Source organism: Streptomyces sp. NBC_00012 (assembly GCF_045040875.1).
Lineage (GTDB): Bacteria > Actinomycetota > Actinomycetes > Streptomycetales > Streptomycetaceae > Streptomyces.
This window is the reverse complement of the sequence record NZ_CP108309.1, coordinates 2,558,592-2,572,935: the sequence shown is the minus strand read 5'-3', so window position 1 is coordinate 2,572,935 and position 14,344 is coordinate 2,558,592. Positions and strand designations below refer to the sequence as shown.

10 protein-coding genes are annotated in these 14,344 nt (G+C 71.1%); 6 read left to right on the top strand and 4 right to left on the bottom strand.

The window, feature by feature from the left end; genetic code table 11:
• Nucleotides 1-47 precede the first annotated feature (47 nt).
• Nucleotides 48-959, bottom strand: coding sequence for a CAP domain-containing protein (locus OHA19_RS11740; RefSeq protein WP_405750177.1), 912 nt, complete (start codon nucleotides 957-959; stop codon nucleotides 48-50).
• A 145-nt stretch (nucleotides 960-1,104) separates the two neighbouring features.
• Here OHA19_RS11740 and OHA19_RS11735 point away from each other — a divergent pair, with 145 nt between their 5' ends.
• The 4 genes from OHA19_RS11735 to OHA19_RS11720 all read left to right on the top strand — a co-directional run bounded on the left by OHA19_RS11735 (nucleotide 1,105) and on the right by OHA19_RS11720 (nucleotide 7,573).
• Nucleotides 1,105-1,386 carry an acylphosphatase gene (locus OHA19_RS11735; protein ID WP_405716842.1) on the top strand — a complete coding sequence of 94 codons (282 nt, stop codon included), beginning with the start codon at nucleotides 1,105-1,107 and terminating at the stop codon, nucleotides 1,384-1,386.
• Nucleotides 1,387-1,826: 440 nt separating this feature from the next.
• Complete coding sequence (locus OHA19_RS11730; RefSeq protein WP_018551753.1) at nucleotides 1,827-2,039, top strand: hypothetical protein; 213 nt, start codon at nucleotides 1,827-1,829, stop codon at nucleotides 2,037-2,039.
• A gap of 378 nt (nucleotides 2,040-2,417) precedes the next feature.
• Nucleotides 2,418-6,011: a chromosome segregation protein SMC gene (gene smc, locus OHA19_RS11725; protein WP_405716843.1), complete on the top strand. Its 3,594-nt coding sequence runs from the start codon at nucleotides 2,418-2,420 to the stop codon at nucleotides 6,009-6,011.
• Nucleotides 6,012-6,154: 143 nt separating this feature from the next.
• Nucleotides 6,155-7,573 (top strand): sugar porter family MFS transporter, encoded by a 1,419-nt coding sequence (locus tag OHA19_RS11720; protein WP_405716844.1) that lies wholly within the window; start codon nucleotides 6,155-6,157, stop codon nucleotides 7,571-7,573.
• Between the two features lie 10 nt (nucleotides 7,574-7,583).
• Here the strand turns inward: OHA19_RS11720 and OHA19_RS11715 are convergent, their stop codons facing one another.
• Together OHA19_RS11715 and OHA19_RS11710 are read right to left on the bottom strand one after the other, a co-directional pair.
• A complete protein-coding gene (locus OHA19_RS11715) occupies nucleotides 7,584-8,558 on the bottom strand; it encodes an LLM class flavin-dependent oxidoreductase (protein ID WP_405716845.1) in 975 nt (324 codons plus the stop codon).
• Between the two features lie 58 nt (nucleotides 8,559-8,616).
• On the bottom strand, nucleotides 8,617-10,032 hold the full coding sequence (locus OHA19_RS11710; RefSeq protein ID WP_405716846.1) for a purine-cytosine permease family protein: 1,416 nt from the start codon (nucleotides 10,030-10,032) through the stop codon (nucleotides 8,617-8,619).
• Nucleotides 10,033-10,141: 109 nt separating this feature from the next.
• Between OHA19_RS11710 and ftsY the strand changes: the two genes are divergently transcribed.
• Complete coding sequence (gene ftsY / locus OHA19_RS11705) at nucleotides 10,142-11,353, top strand: signal recognition particle-docking protein FtsY (RefSeq protein WP_405716847.1); 1,212 nt, start codon at nucleotides 10,142-10,144, stop codon at nucleotides 11,351-11,353.
• A gap of 96 nt (nucleotides 11,354-11,449) precedes the next feature.
• Here ftsY and OHA19_RS11700 read toward each other — a convergent pair whose 3' ends face one another.
• Nucleotides 11,450-12,109 carry a bifunctional DNA primase/polymerase gene (locus OHA19_RS11700; protein ID WP_405716848.1) on the bottom strand — a complete coding sequence of 220 codons (660 nt, stop codon included), beginning with the start codon at nucleotides 12,107-12,109 and terminating at the stop codon, nucleotides 11,450-11,452.
• Between the two features lie 425 nt (nucleotides 12,110-12,534).
• Here OHA19_RS11700 and OHA19_RS11695 point away from each other — a divergent pair, with 425 nt between their 5' ends.
• Nucleotides 12,535-14,007: a hypothetical protein gene (locus OHA19_RS11695; protein WP_405716849.1), complete on the top strand. Its 1,473-nt coding sequence runs from the start codon at nucleotides 12,535-12,537 to the stop codon at nucleotides 14,005-14,007.
• Nucleotides 14,008-14,344 lie beyond the last annotated feature (337 nt).

Sequence of the window (14,344 nt, the reverse complement as noted above, 5' to 3'; positions counted from 1 at the left end):
ACCGACGGAGTGCGCTTTTTTCGGGTGAGCGCTGTGCGGGCCGCCGGTCAGAAGCCGAAGTCCTGGGTCCACCAGGGGCCACCGGAGCCGTAGTGCACACCGACGCCGAGTGTCTTGTAGTCGCAGTTGAGAATGTTCGCCCGGTGGCCGTCGCTGTTCATCCAGGAATCCATCACGGCCTGCGCGTTCGCCTGGCCGCGGGCTATGTTCTCCGCCGCGAGGCCCCGCACGCCGGACTTGGAGGCGCGGTCCCACGGGGTCCGGCCGTCGGGGTCGGTGTGGTCGAAGAAGCCGCGGGCGGCCATGTCCTCGCTGAAGTCCTGGGCGAGCGAGGCGAGCGAGGCGCTCGCGGTCAGCGGGCTGCAGCCGGCCTTCGCGCGCTCCTGGTTGACCAGGGCGAGCACGGCGGACCGGACGGAGGAGTCGGCCGGGGCCGAGGCGCTGCGGGTCGCGGGAGCGGAGGTCTTCGGCGCGGCCGACGACTTCTCGGCGGCGGGGGCGGTGATCTTCCCGGCCCCGGGGGCCTTGGACGACGCGGACCGGGACGGCTTCGTCCGCTCGGCCGGCCCGGAGGTCTTCGAGGAGGACGAGGGGGACCCGGTGGGCGACTCCGCCTTTGCCGGGCCCTCGGCCCGCCCGACGCCGCGGCTGGCCGGGTCGGACGCGGTGGAGCGGTCGGCCGGTGAGGCGGAGGAGCCGCCCTGGGTCAGCGGATCCGGGGCGCCGTCGGTGCGCACGCGGTCGGAGCCGCCGCCCACCGTGTAGGTGTCGCCGCCGGGCAGCAGGCCGGAGGCCACCGCCACGGCTCCCACGGCGAAGGCCGCGGAGACACCGATCAGTCCGGTCCGGACCGGAGCAGCGGACCGCTTCCTGCGGTGCCCGCCCCGGCTTCGTCCCGCGCCGTCCGCCGCGTCGTCCTCGGCGGCGGCAGCTGTGGCGGAGCGTCGATGGCGTCCCATCTGCTGAGCCCTTCCGACGGTCTGGACGCCGCTTCCGGCGTCAACACAACTCACCCGTTCGAGTGAGTTCATTGCGTCGGGACTGTACGCCATGGCTCAACGGCAGGAAGTGCTCCGAGAGTAATTGGACGGTTAGCGTTCGGGCATGAACGAAGACGTACGGCTCACCGCATGGGTACGCGGCCGAGTGCAGCAGGTGGGGTTCCGCTGGTTCACCAGGGCGAACGCCCTCGAGATCGGTGGCCTCACCGGCTTCGCCCTCAATCTCGACGACGGCAGGGTGCAGGTCGTCGCCGAGGGGCTGCGTGAGAATTGCGACCGTCTGCTGGATTGGCTGCGCTCGGACGACACACCCGGCCGCGTCGACGGAGTCACTGAGATATGGGACACCCCGCGCGGCGGTTACGAGGGCTTCGCGATCCGCTGAAAGGGGGGCCGTCCCGGGGGTGCGGAACAGGCCGTGTTCGGACCGTGTTCGAAGTGCGGCAAGCGGTTACCGGGTGGGGTGCTCATCTGCGTACACATGAAATGACCTGCGGAATGTCCGGGTGGTTGCCAAGATTCGGTTACCGTGCCAGGCTGCGGCAGTAAGGATGATCTCCACGCCCCGCAGGGCCTCGCAGGAGAGTCGCGCCGCATGATCGCCCAGCCGCGCGCCCCCGGGCTGCCCGCCTCTACAGGGCGTGATCGTGTTGACCGTCAAACTTTTTGGTGAGACGCTGAAATCCCCGCGCACCTTAGCTGTTTGGCAGAGCTGTTTGGCAGCAGAACAGCAGTGACTACAGAGCACTGCCGAGCACCGCGGGTGCGATTCCCTCACGACCCACACCGCATCGGTCGGTCACTCAGTGTGGAGGACCATCCATCATGGCAAAGGCGCTTCTCGGTTACGTCGGCGGTTCCGACCCGCGACTCCTCGCCGAGATGCGACGGCTCCAGCAGCGCGTCCAGGACCTCGAATCCGAGCTCGTACGGATCCAGGACGAGAACGACGCGCTGAACGCCGCCGCCCAGCACCAAGAGTCGCTGCTCGACAGCATCGACATCGACGTACCTCAGGCGGAGCCGGCGCTGACCTGACCGATGGCCCTCAGGGGCCGGTCGGGCCGCACGCGTCAGCCGTCCGAGATCATCGCCCGGATTGCCGCCGGATCATTGAAGATCACTGCTCTTGATCTGTCACCTTCGTGACATGTCCTTGATCCGTCATGTGCAGCTGCACCAGCAACACCGGTGAACACCGCTCAGACGTAACACCGCACAAGATTTGACAAGGGGCGCTTCGGCGTCCCTTCTTTCTTTTCCCGTTCGGGTCTTCCCGATCTTCCCGGGCTTCCGGATTCCTGGGCTCGGAAACTGCGCGGGACCCGCCCCCCGGCGTACACCCCTTCCCTTACCGTCTGATGTGCCCTGCACCTTCATCAGCGAAACCGAGAGCGAAAGGTAGAGTCCGGCGGCGTGCACCTCAAGGCCCTGACCCTGCGTGGTTTCAAATCGTTCGCCTCCGCCACGACGCTGCGGTTCGAACCCGGCATCACATGTGTCGTCGGCCCCAATGGGTCCGGCAAGTCCAATGTGGTGGACGCGCTCTCCTGGGTCATGGGGGAACAGGGCGCCAAATCCCTGCGCGGCGGCAAGATGGAAGACGTGATCTTCGCCGGTACCACCGGGCGGCCGCCGCTCGGCAGGGCCGAAGTGTCGCTGACCATCGACAATTCCGACGGCGCACTGCCCATCGAGTACGCCGAAGTGACGATCACTCGGATCATGTTCCGTAATGGCGGCAGCGAGTACCAGATCAATGGCGACACCTGTCGGCTCCTGGACATCCAGGAACTCCTCTCGGACTCCGGCATCGGCCGCGAGATGCATGTCATCGTCGGTCAGGGGCAGCTGGATTCCGTGCTCCACGCCGATCCGATGGGCCGTCGCGCGTTCATCGAGGAAGCCGCGGGTGTGCTCAAGCACCGCAAGCGGAAAGAGAAGGCATTGCGGAAACTGGACGCGATGGGGGCCAATCTGGCCCGCGTCCAGGACCTCACCGACGAACTGCGGCGGCAGCTGAAACCGCTCGGCCGGCAGGCCGCCGTGGCGCGCCGGGCCGCCGTCATCCAGGCGGATCTGCGCGACGCCAAACTGCGGCTGCTCGCCGACGACCTGGTGCGGCTGCGCACGGCGCTGCACAGCGAGATCGCCGACGAAGCGGCGCTCAAGCAGCGCCGGGAGGCCGCGGAGGCGGAACTCAAGGCGGCCCTGGCACGCGAGGCGGAGCTGGAGGACGAGGTACGGCGGCTGGCGCCGCGGCTCCAGCGGGCCCAGCAGACCTGGTACGAGCTGTCCCAGCTGGCCGAGCGGGTGCGCGGGACGATCTCGCTGGCCGATGCCCGGGTGAAGAGCGCCTCCGCCCCTGCGGAGGAGGAGCGGCGCGGTACGGGATTCAGGGACCCCGAAAGCATGGAGCGGGAGGCGGCGCGGATCCGCGAGCAGGAGGCGGAGCTGTCCGCCGCGCTGGAGGCCGCGGAACACGCGCTGGAGGACACCGCGGCCCACCGTGCCGAACTGGAACGTGAGTTGGCGGCCGAGGAGCGCAGGCTCAAGGACGCCGCCCGTGCCATCGCGGACCGCCGCGAGGGGCTCGCCCGGTTGAACGGCCAGGTCAATGCCGCCCGCAGCCGTGCCGGTTCGGCGCAGGCCGAGATCGACCGGCTGGCCGCCTCCCGGGACGAGGCGCAGGAGCGGGCGGTCGCCGCCCAGGAGGAGTACGAACAGCTCAAGGCCGAGGTCGAGGGCCTGGACGCCGGCGATCATGAGCTCGGCGAGCAGCACGAGGCCGCCAAGCGGGAACTCGCCGAGGCGGAGGCGGCGCACTCCGCGGCCCGGGAGGCGGCCACCGCCGTGGAACGGAAGCGGGCGGCGGTGGCGGCCCGTCACGAGGCGCTGGCCCTCGGACTGCGCCGCAAGGACGGCACGGGCGCGTTGCTCGGGGCGCGGGACCGGCTGTCGGGCCTGGTCGGTCCGGCCGCGGAACTGCTGACGGTGGCGCCGGGGCACGAGGTGGCGGTGGCGGCGGCACTGGGCGCGGCGGCGGATGCGGTCGCGGTGACGGACCCGGCCACGGCGGCGGAGGCGATCCGGCTGCTGCGCAAGCAGGACGCGGGGCGGGCCGCGCTGCTGCTGGGCGCGGTGCGGCGCGCCGGAGTCCCCGGTCACGGAGGTGCCGATGATGCCGTTGGTGGTGCCGGTGCCGAAGGGCCGCGTGCGGTGGCCGACCTCGTCCACGGGCCCGTCGAACTGATGGGCGCCGTGCGCAGGCTGGTGCGGGACATGGTGGTGGTCGGCACCCTGGAGGACGCCGAGGACCTCGTCGCCGTACACCCGGAGCTGACGGCCGTGACGGCCGAGGGGGACATCCTCTCGGCGCACTTCGCGCACGGCGGCTCCGCCGGGGCGCCGAGCCTCCTCGAAGTGCAGGCTTCGGTCGACGAGGCCGCGGCCCAGCTGGAGGAACTGGCCGTACGGTGTGCCGGGTTGACCGAGGCGCTGCGGATCGCGGCGGAGCGCCGCCGGGCGGGCGCCGTGCTGGTCGAGGAGCTCGGGGAGCGGCGCAGGGCCGCCGAGCGGGAGAAGTCCGGGGTGTCCCAGCAACTGGGGCGGCTGGCCGGGCAGGCCCGTGGCGCGGCGGGCGAGGCCGAGCGGATGACCGCGTCGGCGGCCCGTGCCCAGGAGGCGCTGGAGCGGGCGACCGAGGAGGCCGAGGAACTGGCCGAGCGGCTGCTCGTCGCCGAGGAGATGCCGGTCGAGGACGAGCCCGACACCTCCGTGCGCGACCGGCTCGCCGCCGACGGTGCCAACGCCCGCCAGACCGAGATGGAGGCCCGGCTCCAGGCGCGTACCCACGAGGAGAGGGTCAAGGCGCTGGCCGGCCGCGCAGACTCCCTAGACCGGGGTGCCCGCGCCGAACGGGAGGCCCGCGCCCGCGCCGAGCGGCGCCGGGCCCGGCTGCGGCACGAGGTGGCGGTGGCCTCCGCCGTCGGGTCCGGGGCCCGCCAGCTGCTCGCGCACGTCGAGGTGTCCGTCGTACGGGCCGAGCAGGAGCGGGTGGTGGCCGAGGCGGCCAAGGCGGAGCGGGAACGCGAGCTGGCGGCGGAGCGCGGCCGGGGCCGCGAGCTCAAGAGCGAGCTGGACAAGCTCACCGACTCCGTCCACCGCGGCGAGGTGCTCGGCGCCGAGAAGCGGCTGCGGATAGAGCAGCTGGAGGCGAAGGCGCTGGAGGAGATGGGCGTCGAGGCGGCCGGGCTGGCCGCGGAGTACGGCCCCGACCAGCTCGTACCGCCGTCACCCGCCGCGGAGGGCGAGGAGCTGCCGCAGGACCCGGAGCATCCGCGCAACCGGCCGAAGCCGTTCGTCAGGGCCGAGCAGGAGAAGCGCCTGAAGTCGGCCGAACGGGCGTATCAGCAACTCGGGAAGGTGAACCCGCTCGCCCTGGAGGAGTTCTCGGCGCTGGAGGACCGGCACAAGTTTCTCTCCGAGCAGCTCGAAGACCTGAAGAAGACCCGGGCCGATCTGATACAGGTCATCAAGGAGGTCGACGAGCGGGTCGAGCAGGTGTTCACGGAGGCGTACCGGGACACGGCCCGAGAGTTCGAGGGCGTCTTCTCGCGGCTCTTCCCGGGCGGCGAGGGCCGGCTGATCCTGACCGACCCGGACAACATGCTCGCGACCGGTGTGGACGTCGAGGCGAGGCCGCCCGGCAAGAAGGTCAAGCGGCTCTCGCTGTTGTCCGGCGGCGAACGCTCGCTCACGGCGGTGGCGTTGCTGGTCTCCATCTTCAAGGCACGGCCGAGCCCGTTCTACGTGATGGACGAGGTCGAGGCGGCGCTCGACGACACCAATCTCCAGCGGCTGATCCGGATCATGGAGGAGCTCCAGGAGAGCTCGCAGCTCATCGTGATCACGCACCAGAAGCGGACGATGGAGGTCGCCGACGCGCTGTACGGCGTCTCGATGCAGGGCGACGGCGTCTCGAAGGTCATCAGCCAGCGCCTGCGCTGAGCCCCCGTCCGGCCCGGCCCGCGGGGTGCTCCCCGGGCCGGCTCGCGCCCGTGGACCTCAAGTGGTGGCGGCCGGGAAGTTGTGTGCCACTTGGAAGGGTTCGCCCACACACCTGACGACGCGGCCAGGCATCAGGAGCTCATGTGACCAGCACTTCGCGGGGACCGGCGTCCGGAGCCCGAGCGGCCCACCCGGACCACCTCGGCCATGTCATCTTCATCACCGCCGCCGCCGCGATGGGCGGGTTCCTGTTCGGCTACGACAGCTCCGTCATCAACGGCGCCGTCGAGGCGATCCGCAGCCGCTACGACATCGGCTCGGGAACGCTCGCCCAGGTCATCGCCATCGCCCTGATCGGCTGCGCGATCGGCGCGGCCACCGCGGGGCGCATCGCCGACCGCATCGGCCGCATCCGCTGCATGCAGATCGCCTCCGTGCTCTTCACCATCAGCGCCGTCGGCTCCGCGCTCCCCTTCGCCCTCTGGGACCTGGCGATGTGGCGCATCATCGGCGGCTTCGCCATCGGCATGGCCTCCGTGATCGGCCCGGCGTACATCGCGGAGGTCTCGCCGCCCGCCTACCGGGGCCGGCTCGGCTCCTTCCAGCAGGCGGCGATCGTCGTCGGCATCGCCATCTCCCAGCTGGTCAACTACGGCATTCTGCAGCTGGCCGACGGTGACCAGCGCGGAAAGATCGGCGGCCTCGAAGCCTGGCAGTGGATGCTCGGTGTGATGGTCGTCCCGGCGGTCCTGTACGGGCTCCTGTCCTTCGCGATCCCCGAGTCGCCGCGGTTCCTGATCTCGGTCGGCAAGAAGGCCCGGGCCCGGAAGATCCTGGAGGAGGTCGAGGGCAAGAACGTCGACCTGGACGCCCGGGTGACCGAGATCGAGACCGCGATGCACCGCGAGCACAAGTCCAAGTTCACGGACCTGCTCGGCAGCCGCTTCGGCTTCCTGCCGATCGTCTGGGTCGGCATCGGGCTGTCGGTCTTCCAGCAACTCGTCGGCATCAACGTGGCGTTCTACTACTCGGCGACGCTCTGGCAGTCCGTCGGCATCGACCCGACCGCCTCGTTCTTCTGGTCGTTCACCACCTCCATCATCAACATCATCGGTACCGTCATCGCGATGGTCCTGGTGGACCGGGTGGGCCGCAAGCCGCTCGCGCTGGCGGGCTCCACCGGCATGGCCATTGCTCTCGCCTTCGAGGCCTGGGCCTTCTCCGCCGACCTGGTCGACGGCAAACTGCCCACCACCCAGGGCGTCGTGGCGCTCGTAGCGGCCCATGTGTTCGTGCTCTTCTTCGCCCTGTCGTGGGGTGTGATCGTCTGGGTCTTCCTCGGCGAGATGTTCCCCAACAAGATCCGCGCCGCCGCGCTCGGCGTCGCCGCGTCCGCGCAGTGGATCGCCAACTGGGCGATCACCGCGAGCTTCCCGAGCCTGGCCGACTGGAACCTGTCGGGCACGTACATCATCTACGCCTGCTTCGCCACGCTCTCGATCCCCTTCGTGCTCAAGTTCGTGAAGGAGACCAAGGGCAAGGCGCTGGAAGAGATGGGCTGATCCCCGCCGGTCAGGGGCGGTCGGGCGCGATGGCCCCGCAGAACAGCCGCAGACTGCGCCACCCCTCCTCGACCGGCATCCCGCCGCACAGCGGATGCAGCACCAGACTGTCCAGCTCCGTGGCCGCCGCGGCGCACTCGTCGGGCGTGACGACCCGGTAGACCCCCTCGGCCCGCAGTTCCGGCACCGTCGTCGCCGCCGAACGCACGGCGGAGCGGATGTCCTTGGACTGCCAGGAGGCGTACGTGCGTGCCTCGTGCAGGAAGTGCTCGCCGTACTCGGCCCAGGTCCGGTCCGGGTCCTCGGACACATGCAGCAGCGGTGTCTCGGCGGCGGGCATCATGCAGAAGCCGTCCGTCCCGAACTCGGCGCGCCGTTCCTGGTAGTACGCCTCGATCTCCGGCAGATGCGCGCTCGGGAAGAACGGCAGCCCGAGCCGCGCCGCCCGCCGCGCCGCCGCCCGCGAACTGCCACCCACCAGCAGCAGCGGGTGCGGCCGGGTGTACGGGCGTGGCGTGACGCGCACCGTACGGCCCCGGTACGGGAACGGCTCACCGCTCCACGCCTGGAGCAGCGTCTCCAGCAGCTCGTCCTGGAGCCTGCCGCGCCTGCCCCACTCGACGCCCGCCTGTTCGTACTCCTCGGGCCGGTAGCCGATCCCCGCCACCGTCACCAGCCGTCCGGCGCTCAGCAGGTCCAGGACCGCGATGTCCTCGGCCAGCCGCAGCGGGTCGTGCAGCGGGCCGATGATCGCCGAGACGGTGACCGCGATCCGGCGGGTGGCACCGAAGACCGAGCCCGCGAAGACGAAGGGGGAGGGCAGCCAGGAGTTGGCGACGCCGTGGTGCTCCTCGGTCTGCACGGTGTCGACGGTGTGCTCGTCGGCGTACGCGGCCATCTCCAGCGCGGCGCGGTAGCGGGACGAGAGCGACTCGGGGGTGGCATCGGGATCGACGAGATTGAACCGGACCACTGTGAAGGCCATGAGACTTGTCCCCATCGTCGGGCGGGCTCGGCGAGGCGGGACAGTAGCTGACGTGGCGTCAGAAGTGTAGGGGTGTGCTGTCGCCGGATCCGTCGCCGTCATCCAGGGCCCGTGCGGCGGGACGCGGCAGGACCGCGTACAGCGCGGCGGAGACGGTGATCGTGGCCGCCCAGCCCAGCCCCTGGCGCCCGATCCAGGTGGTGGCGAGCGGCCCGGCGAACCACCGCACGCCGGTGAAGAGCAGGCCCGTCACCAGCCCCGCGGCCCATGCGGCCACGGCCGGCACGGCGAAGCCCGCGGTGTACCAGTAGGCGCCGGCCGGCGTGGTGTCCAGGAGCGCCGCCGGATCGTACGTACGGCCCCGCAGCAGATCCACGGCGAAGACCCCGATCCACGCGGAGAACGTCACGGCGAGCAGCGTCAGGAAGGAGATGAAGGAATCCAGGAAGCCCGTGGCCGTGAGCATCAGCGTCGTGCCCAGGAACAGGCTGATGGCCGCGTTCACTCCGACCGCCCAGGTGCGGGGGATCCTGAATCCCAGGGTCTGCGCGGTGAATCCGGCCGAGTACAGCGACATCGCGTTGATCAGCACCATGCCGACCACCGCGAACAGCAGATACGGCACCGAGAGCCAGTCGGGCAGCAGCGGACCGATGAACGCGATCGGGTCGCGGGTGACGGCCAGCCCCGGTTCGGCGACCGCCATCACGGCCCCCATCAGCACCATCGGTACGTACACGATCCCGGCGCCGCCCACGGTCGCCCCGATCATCGCCCGGCCGGACGCCGTGCGCGGCAGGTAACGGGCGAAGTCGGGGCCCGACGGGGCCCAGCTGAGACCGCCGGCCGCCAGCGTGCCGACCCCGGCGATCATCATCGTCGCCGGTCCGGCGGGCCTGCCCAGCGCTTCCCGCCAGTCGGTCGCGCCGACCAGATGGACCAGTACGAGCACGCTGACACCGCCGAAGAGATACGTCGACCAGGTGCAGCACACCCGCAGCGCACCCAGGCCCAGCCCCGACACCAGACAGCTGCAGCCCACGAAGGCGAGCAGGGTCGCCAGGGTCAGCCGGTCGCTGCTCGTGACGCCGAAGAGACGGCTCAGCACGGCGAGCACCGCGTAGGTGCCGGTGACCGCGTTCACCGTCTCCCAGCCCCAGCGGGCGACCCAGGTCAGTGCGCCGGGCAGCAGATTGCCGCGCTGTCCGAAGACGGCCCGGGAGAGCGCCATGCCGGGGGCGCCGCCCCGTCTGCCCGCGATCGAGACCAGGCCGACCAGCCCGAAGCCGATGGCCGAGGCCGCGAGGGCGACCACCAGCACCTGCCAGAGATTCAGCCCGTTGAAGACGACGAGCCCGGCGCCGACGGTGAGCAGGAGCACGGTCAGGTTCGCGCCGACCCAGGTGGGGAAGAGGGTCCGTACCCGGCCGGTGCGTTCGTTGTCGGGGACGGGTTCCAGGCCGCGGGTCTCCACAGGCAGGATCGTACCTTTACCGCCAAAAGGTGCATTACGGCCAAGGTGATACTCGGGTGATCCTTCGGGGCGGCCCCCGTGGGCGGACGTGACTGATACTGGGTGGGTTATGGAATTCGTCATCCTTGCTGTAGTCATCGCCCTGGTCGCGGTCGGCGTGATCAGCGGGCTCGTGGTCAGCAGCCGCAAGAAGAAGCAGCTGCCCCCGGCACCGTCGAGCACGCCGACCATCACTCCTCCCGCCGAGCCCCATGTCGGCGAGGAAGCCGAGACGCCGCGCGAGGAACCGCGCCGCACCATCGAGGAGGTCGGCCCCTCCGAGGCCGGGGCTCCCGCCGAGGAGGCCCCCGAGGCCGTCGAGCCGGAGGCGCCCGCCGCCCCCGCCCTCGAAGTGCCCGAGCCCACCGCCGGCCGGCTCGTACGGCTGCGCGCCCGGCTCGCCCGATCGCAGAACTCCCTCGGCAAGGGGCTGCTCACGCTCCTGTCCCGTGACAACCTCGACGAGGACACCTGGGAGGAGATCGAGGACACCCTCCTCACCGCCGACGTCGGCGTCACGCCCACCCAGGAACTGGTGGAGCGGCTCCGCGAGCGCGTCCGCGTGCTCGGCACCCGTACCCCCGAGGGGCTGCGCGCGCTGCTGCGCGAGGAGCTCCTCAACCTGCTCGGCACCGACTTCGACCGTGCGGTCAAGACGGAGGGCGGCCTCGATACCCCCGGCGTCGTGATGGTCGTCGGCGTCAACGGAACCGGCAAGACCACCACCACTGGCAAGCTGGCCCGGGTGCTCGTCGCCGACGGCCGCAGCGTCGTGCTCGGCGCGGCCGACACCTTCCGGGCGGCCGCCGCCGACCAGCTCCAGACCTGGGGCGAGCGCGTCGGCGCCCGCACCGTGCGCGGCCCCGAGGGCGGCGACCCCGCCTCGATCGCCTTCGACGCGGTGAAGGAGGGCATCGCCGAGGGCGCCGATGTGGTCCTCATCGACACCGCAGGACGGCTGCACACCAAGACCGGGCTGATGGACGAGCTCGGCAAGGTCAAGCGGGTCGTCGAGAAGCACGGGCCGCTCGACGAGGTCCTGCTCGTCCTCGACGCCACGACCGGTCAGAACGGTCTGGTGCAGGCCCGGGTGTTCGCCGAGGTCGTGGACATCACCGGCATCGTGCTCACCAAGCTGGACGGAACCGCCAAGGGCGGCATCGTCGTCGCCGTCCAGCGCGAGCTGGGCGTGCCGGTGAAGCTGGTCGGACTGGGTGAGGGCCCGGACGACCTGGCCCCGTTCGAGCCGGAGGCGTTCGTGGACGCACTGATCGGCGACTGACACCCCGCGCCGCACCCGAAGAGCCCGACCGCATGACACAAGCCGCGGTCGGGCTCTTCGGCGTTTGTTTACGGGGCCGGCTCAGGCGTCGCGCGCTCAGCCGCACAGCGGTGCGCGATGGCAGCTGTACGCCAGCGTGCCCAGCAGCAGTCGGGCCGGCGGCGGCGCGGCCGCCGTGTCCAGCTCCGGCGGGCGCAGCCACCGGACCGGGCCCAGGCCGCCCTCGTCGGACGGCGGGGCGGTAACGTGGCAGCCGGGCCCCAGTGCCCGCAGGTCCAGCCCCGCGTCGTCCCAGCCCATCCGGTACAGCAGCTGCGGGAGCTCGGCGGCGGCACCCGGGGCCACGAAGAACTGGGCCCGCCCGGCCGGGGTCACCGCGACCGGGCCGAGCGGCAGCCCCATCCGCTCCATCCGGACCAGGGCCCGCCGCCCCGCCGCCTCGGCGACGTCGAGCACATCGAAGGAGCGCCCCACCGGCAGCAGCATCGAGGCGCCGGGCGTCCGGGCCCAGGCGTCGGCCGCCGCGTCGAGCGTGGCGCCCGCGGGGACCTCGGGGGCGAAGTCCAGCGGATGGGCGCCGGGGGAGGGGCAGCCCGCCTGCCCGCAGGAGCAGCGGCCGGCCGCTGCCCGCGCACCCGGCGCGACGGCCCAGCCCCACAGCCCCGTGCACTCGGCCACTGCCGTGTACTCGGCCGCACGGCCGCGGCGCCGTGAGCCGGTGCGCATCTCGCGGATGCCGCCGATAGTGAAGCCCATGCCCCCTCCAACGGGTCCGACTCGCCGGTGGTTACGACGCGGGCTGGAGTCGTGACGCTCCGTCGTCGTCGGCGATCCGGAGTGCGCCGGTGATATCCGCGGTCGTGCGACATTCTTCGCGCGCCCCTTTGCGCATCCCTGCGCCCCCTGCTGATCGCCGTGTGTCAAGTGAATCGCGCCCGACGGGGGTGGCGTTCATTCGAAGGGGTGGCGAATGGTGGCGTTTCTGCAAGGGCCCTCGCCCGGGGGGTGATCGTAGGATTACCGTCGGTACACGAACCATGGAAGTATGTGCGCCCGTGGGTATGCCGGAGGCAACCCGATTTCATGTTCGATGGTGCGCGACCTCCGCATGGGCGGCATCGGCTCAGGGCATTCTGGTAATGGTTCGCGCGACAGGAATTCAGCGGGATGGGGGCGTTCCAGTGAGTGGCAGCGGCGCAGGCGATTCGAATGCCGGCAAGCGCCCCAATGGGCAATTGAGCTCATGGTTCGTGCGAAGCGGCTGGTCGAAGGGCGAGCTCGCGCGCCAGGTCAACCGCCGGGCGCGCCAGATGGGTGCCCACCACATCAGCACCGACACGTCCCGGGTGCGCCGCTGGCTCGACGGCGAGCAGCCGCGCGAGCCGATCCCGCGCATTCTCTCCGAGCTCTTCTCGGAGCGCTTCGGCGCCGTCGTCGCCATCGAGGACCTCGGACTGCGCACCGCGCACCAGTCGCCGTCCGTGTCCGGCGTCGACCTGCCCTGGGCGGGCCCGCAGACCGTCGCCCTGCTCAGCGAGTTCTCCCGCAGCGACCTGATGCTCGCCCGCCGGGGATTCCTCGGCTCCTCGCTCGCCCTGGCCGCCGGACCCGCGCTCATCGAGCCCATGCAGCGCTGGCTGGTCCCCGTCTTCGCCGCCGGCCCCGCCGAACCGGACCCGGCGACGGCCCGCCGCCCCTCAAGGCTCTCCAGCCCCGAGCTCGATCTGCTGGAGTCCACCACCGCGATGTTCCGCCAGTGGGACGCGCAGTGCGGCGGCGGACTGCGCCGCAAGGCCGTCGTCGGACAGCTCCACGAGGTCACCGACCTGCTCCAGGAACCACAGCCGGAGGCCACCGCCAAGCGGCTCTTCCGGTGCGCCGCCGAGCTGGCCGAGCTGGCGGGCTGGATGAGCTACGACGTCGGCCTCCAGCCCACCGCCCAGAAGTACTTCGTCCTCGCGCTGCATGCCTCCAAGGAGGCCGGTGACAAACCCCTGGGCTCGTACATCCTGTCCAGCATGAGCCGCCAGATGATCCACCTCGGACGGCCCGACGACGCCCTGGAACTGATCCACCTCGCGCAGTACGGCAGCCGGGACTGCGCCACCCCGCGCACCCAGGCCATGCTGTACGCGATGGAGGCCCGCGCGTACGCCAACATGGGCCAGCCCAGCAAATGCAAACGAGCCGTCCGGATGGCCGAGGACACCTTCCTCGACGTGGGCATCGACGGCGAGCCCGAGCCCGACTGGATCCGCTTCTTCTCGGAGGCCGAGCTCAACGGCGAGAACTCCCACTCCTACCGCGACCTCGCCTATGTGGCGGGTCGCAGCCCCACGTACGCCTCGCTCGCCGAGCCCCTGATGGAGAAGGCCGTCCAGCTCTTCGGCGACGACGACGAGCACCAGCGGTCGTACGCGCTGAACCTGATCGGTCTCGCCACCGTCCACCTCCTCAAGCGCGAGCCCGAAGAGTCGACGGTGCTGGCCGAGAAGGCGCTGCGCGTCGCCAGGAGGATCCGATCCGAGCGCGTCAACACCCGGCTACGCAAGACCGTCGACACCGCTGCCAGGGACTTCGGGGACATCCCCGAAGTCGCCCGGCTCACCGACCTCCTCACCGAGCAGCTGCCGGAGACCGCCGAAGCGGTCTGAGCAGCACCCCCGGGCCCCGGCCACGGCGACCACCCCGCACAGACCGACTTCGGCTCCCCCGATTGCCAGGTCAGCCGGTGGTCGGCGTGGCCGGTTCGCGTTGCAGTGCCCGTGCGCCAGAGTCGTAACCGCACCGTATGCGGCCCCGGCCGCGGGACAGGGCCGGAGCCGGTCGTGCCACCGGCGGTTCATGGCGGCGTAACACACCCGACCTCTTCGTCACCGCCGTGAAACACCGTGCGGCATCGGCGGAAACCGCGCTGGGCGAATCTCGTGGCCATAACCGGCCCGCACCTTTTCCCCAGTGGTCCCGCACGTGGTGCCGCTCCCAATCGCC

Excerpts from the sequence above, each read along its gene's own strand:
- OHA19_RS11740 (WP_405750177.1), bottom strand. The coding sequence starts at position 959 with ATGGGACGCCATCGACGCTCCGCCACAGCTGCCGCCGCCGAGGACGAC.
- OHA19_RS11735 (WP_405716842.1), top strand. The coding sequence starts at position 1,105 with ATGAACGAAGACGTACGGCTCACCGCATGGGTACGCGGCCGAGTGCAG.
- OHA19_RS11730 (WP_018551753.1), top strand. The coding sequence starts at position 1,827 with ATGGCAAAGGCGCTTCTCGGTTACGTCGGCGGTTCCGACCCGCGACTC.
- OHA19_RS11715 (WP_405716845.1), bottom strand. The coding sequence starts at position 8,558 with ATGGCCTTCACAGTGGTCCGGTTCAATCTCGTCGATCCCGATGCCACC.
- ftsY (WP_405716847.1), top strand. The coding sequence starts at position 10,142 with ATGGAATTCGTCATCCTTGCTGTAGTCATCGCCCTGGTCGCGGTCGGC.
- OHA19_RS11700 (WP_405716848.1), bottom strand. The coding sequence starts at position 12,109 with ATGGGCTTCACTATCGGCGGCATCCGCGAGATGCGCACCGGCTCACGG.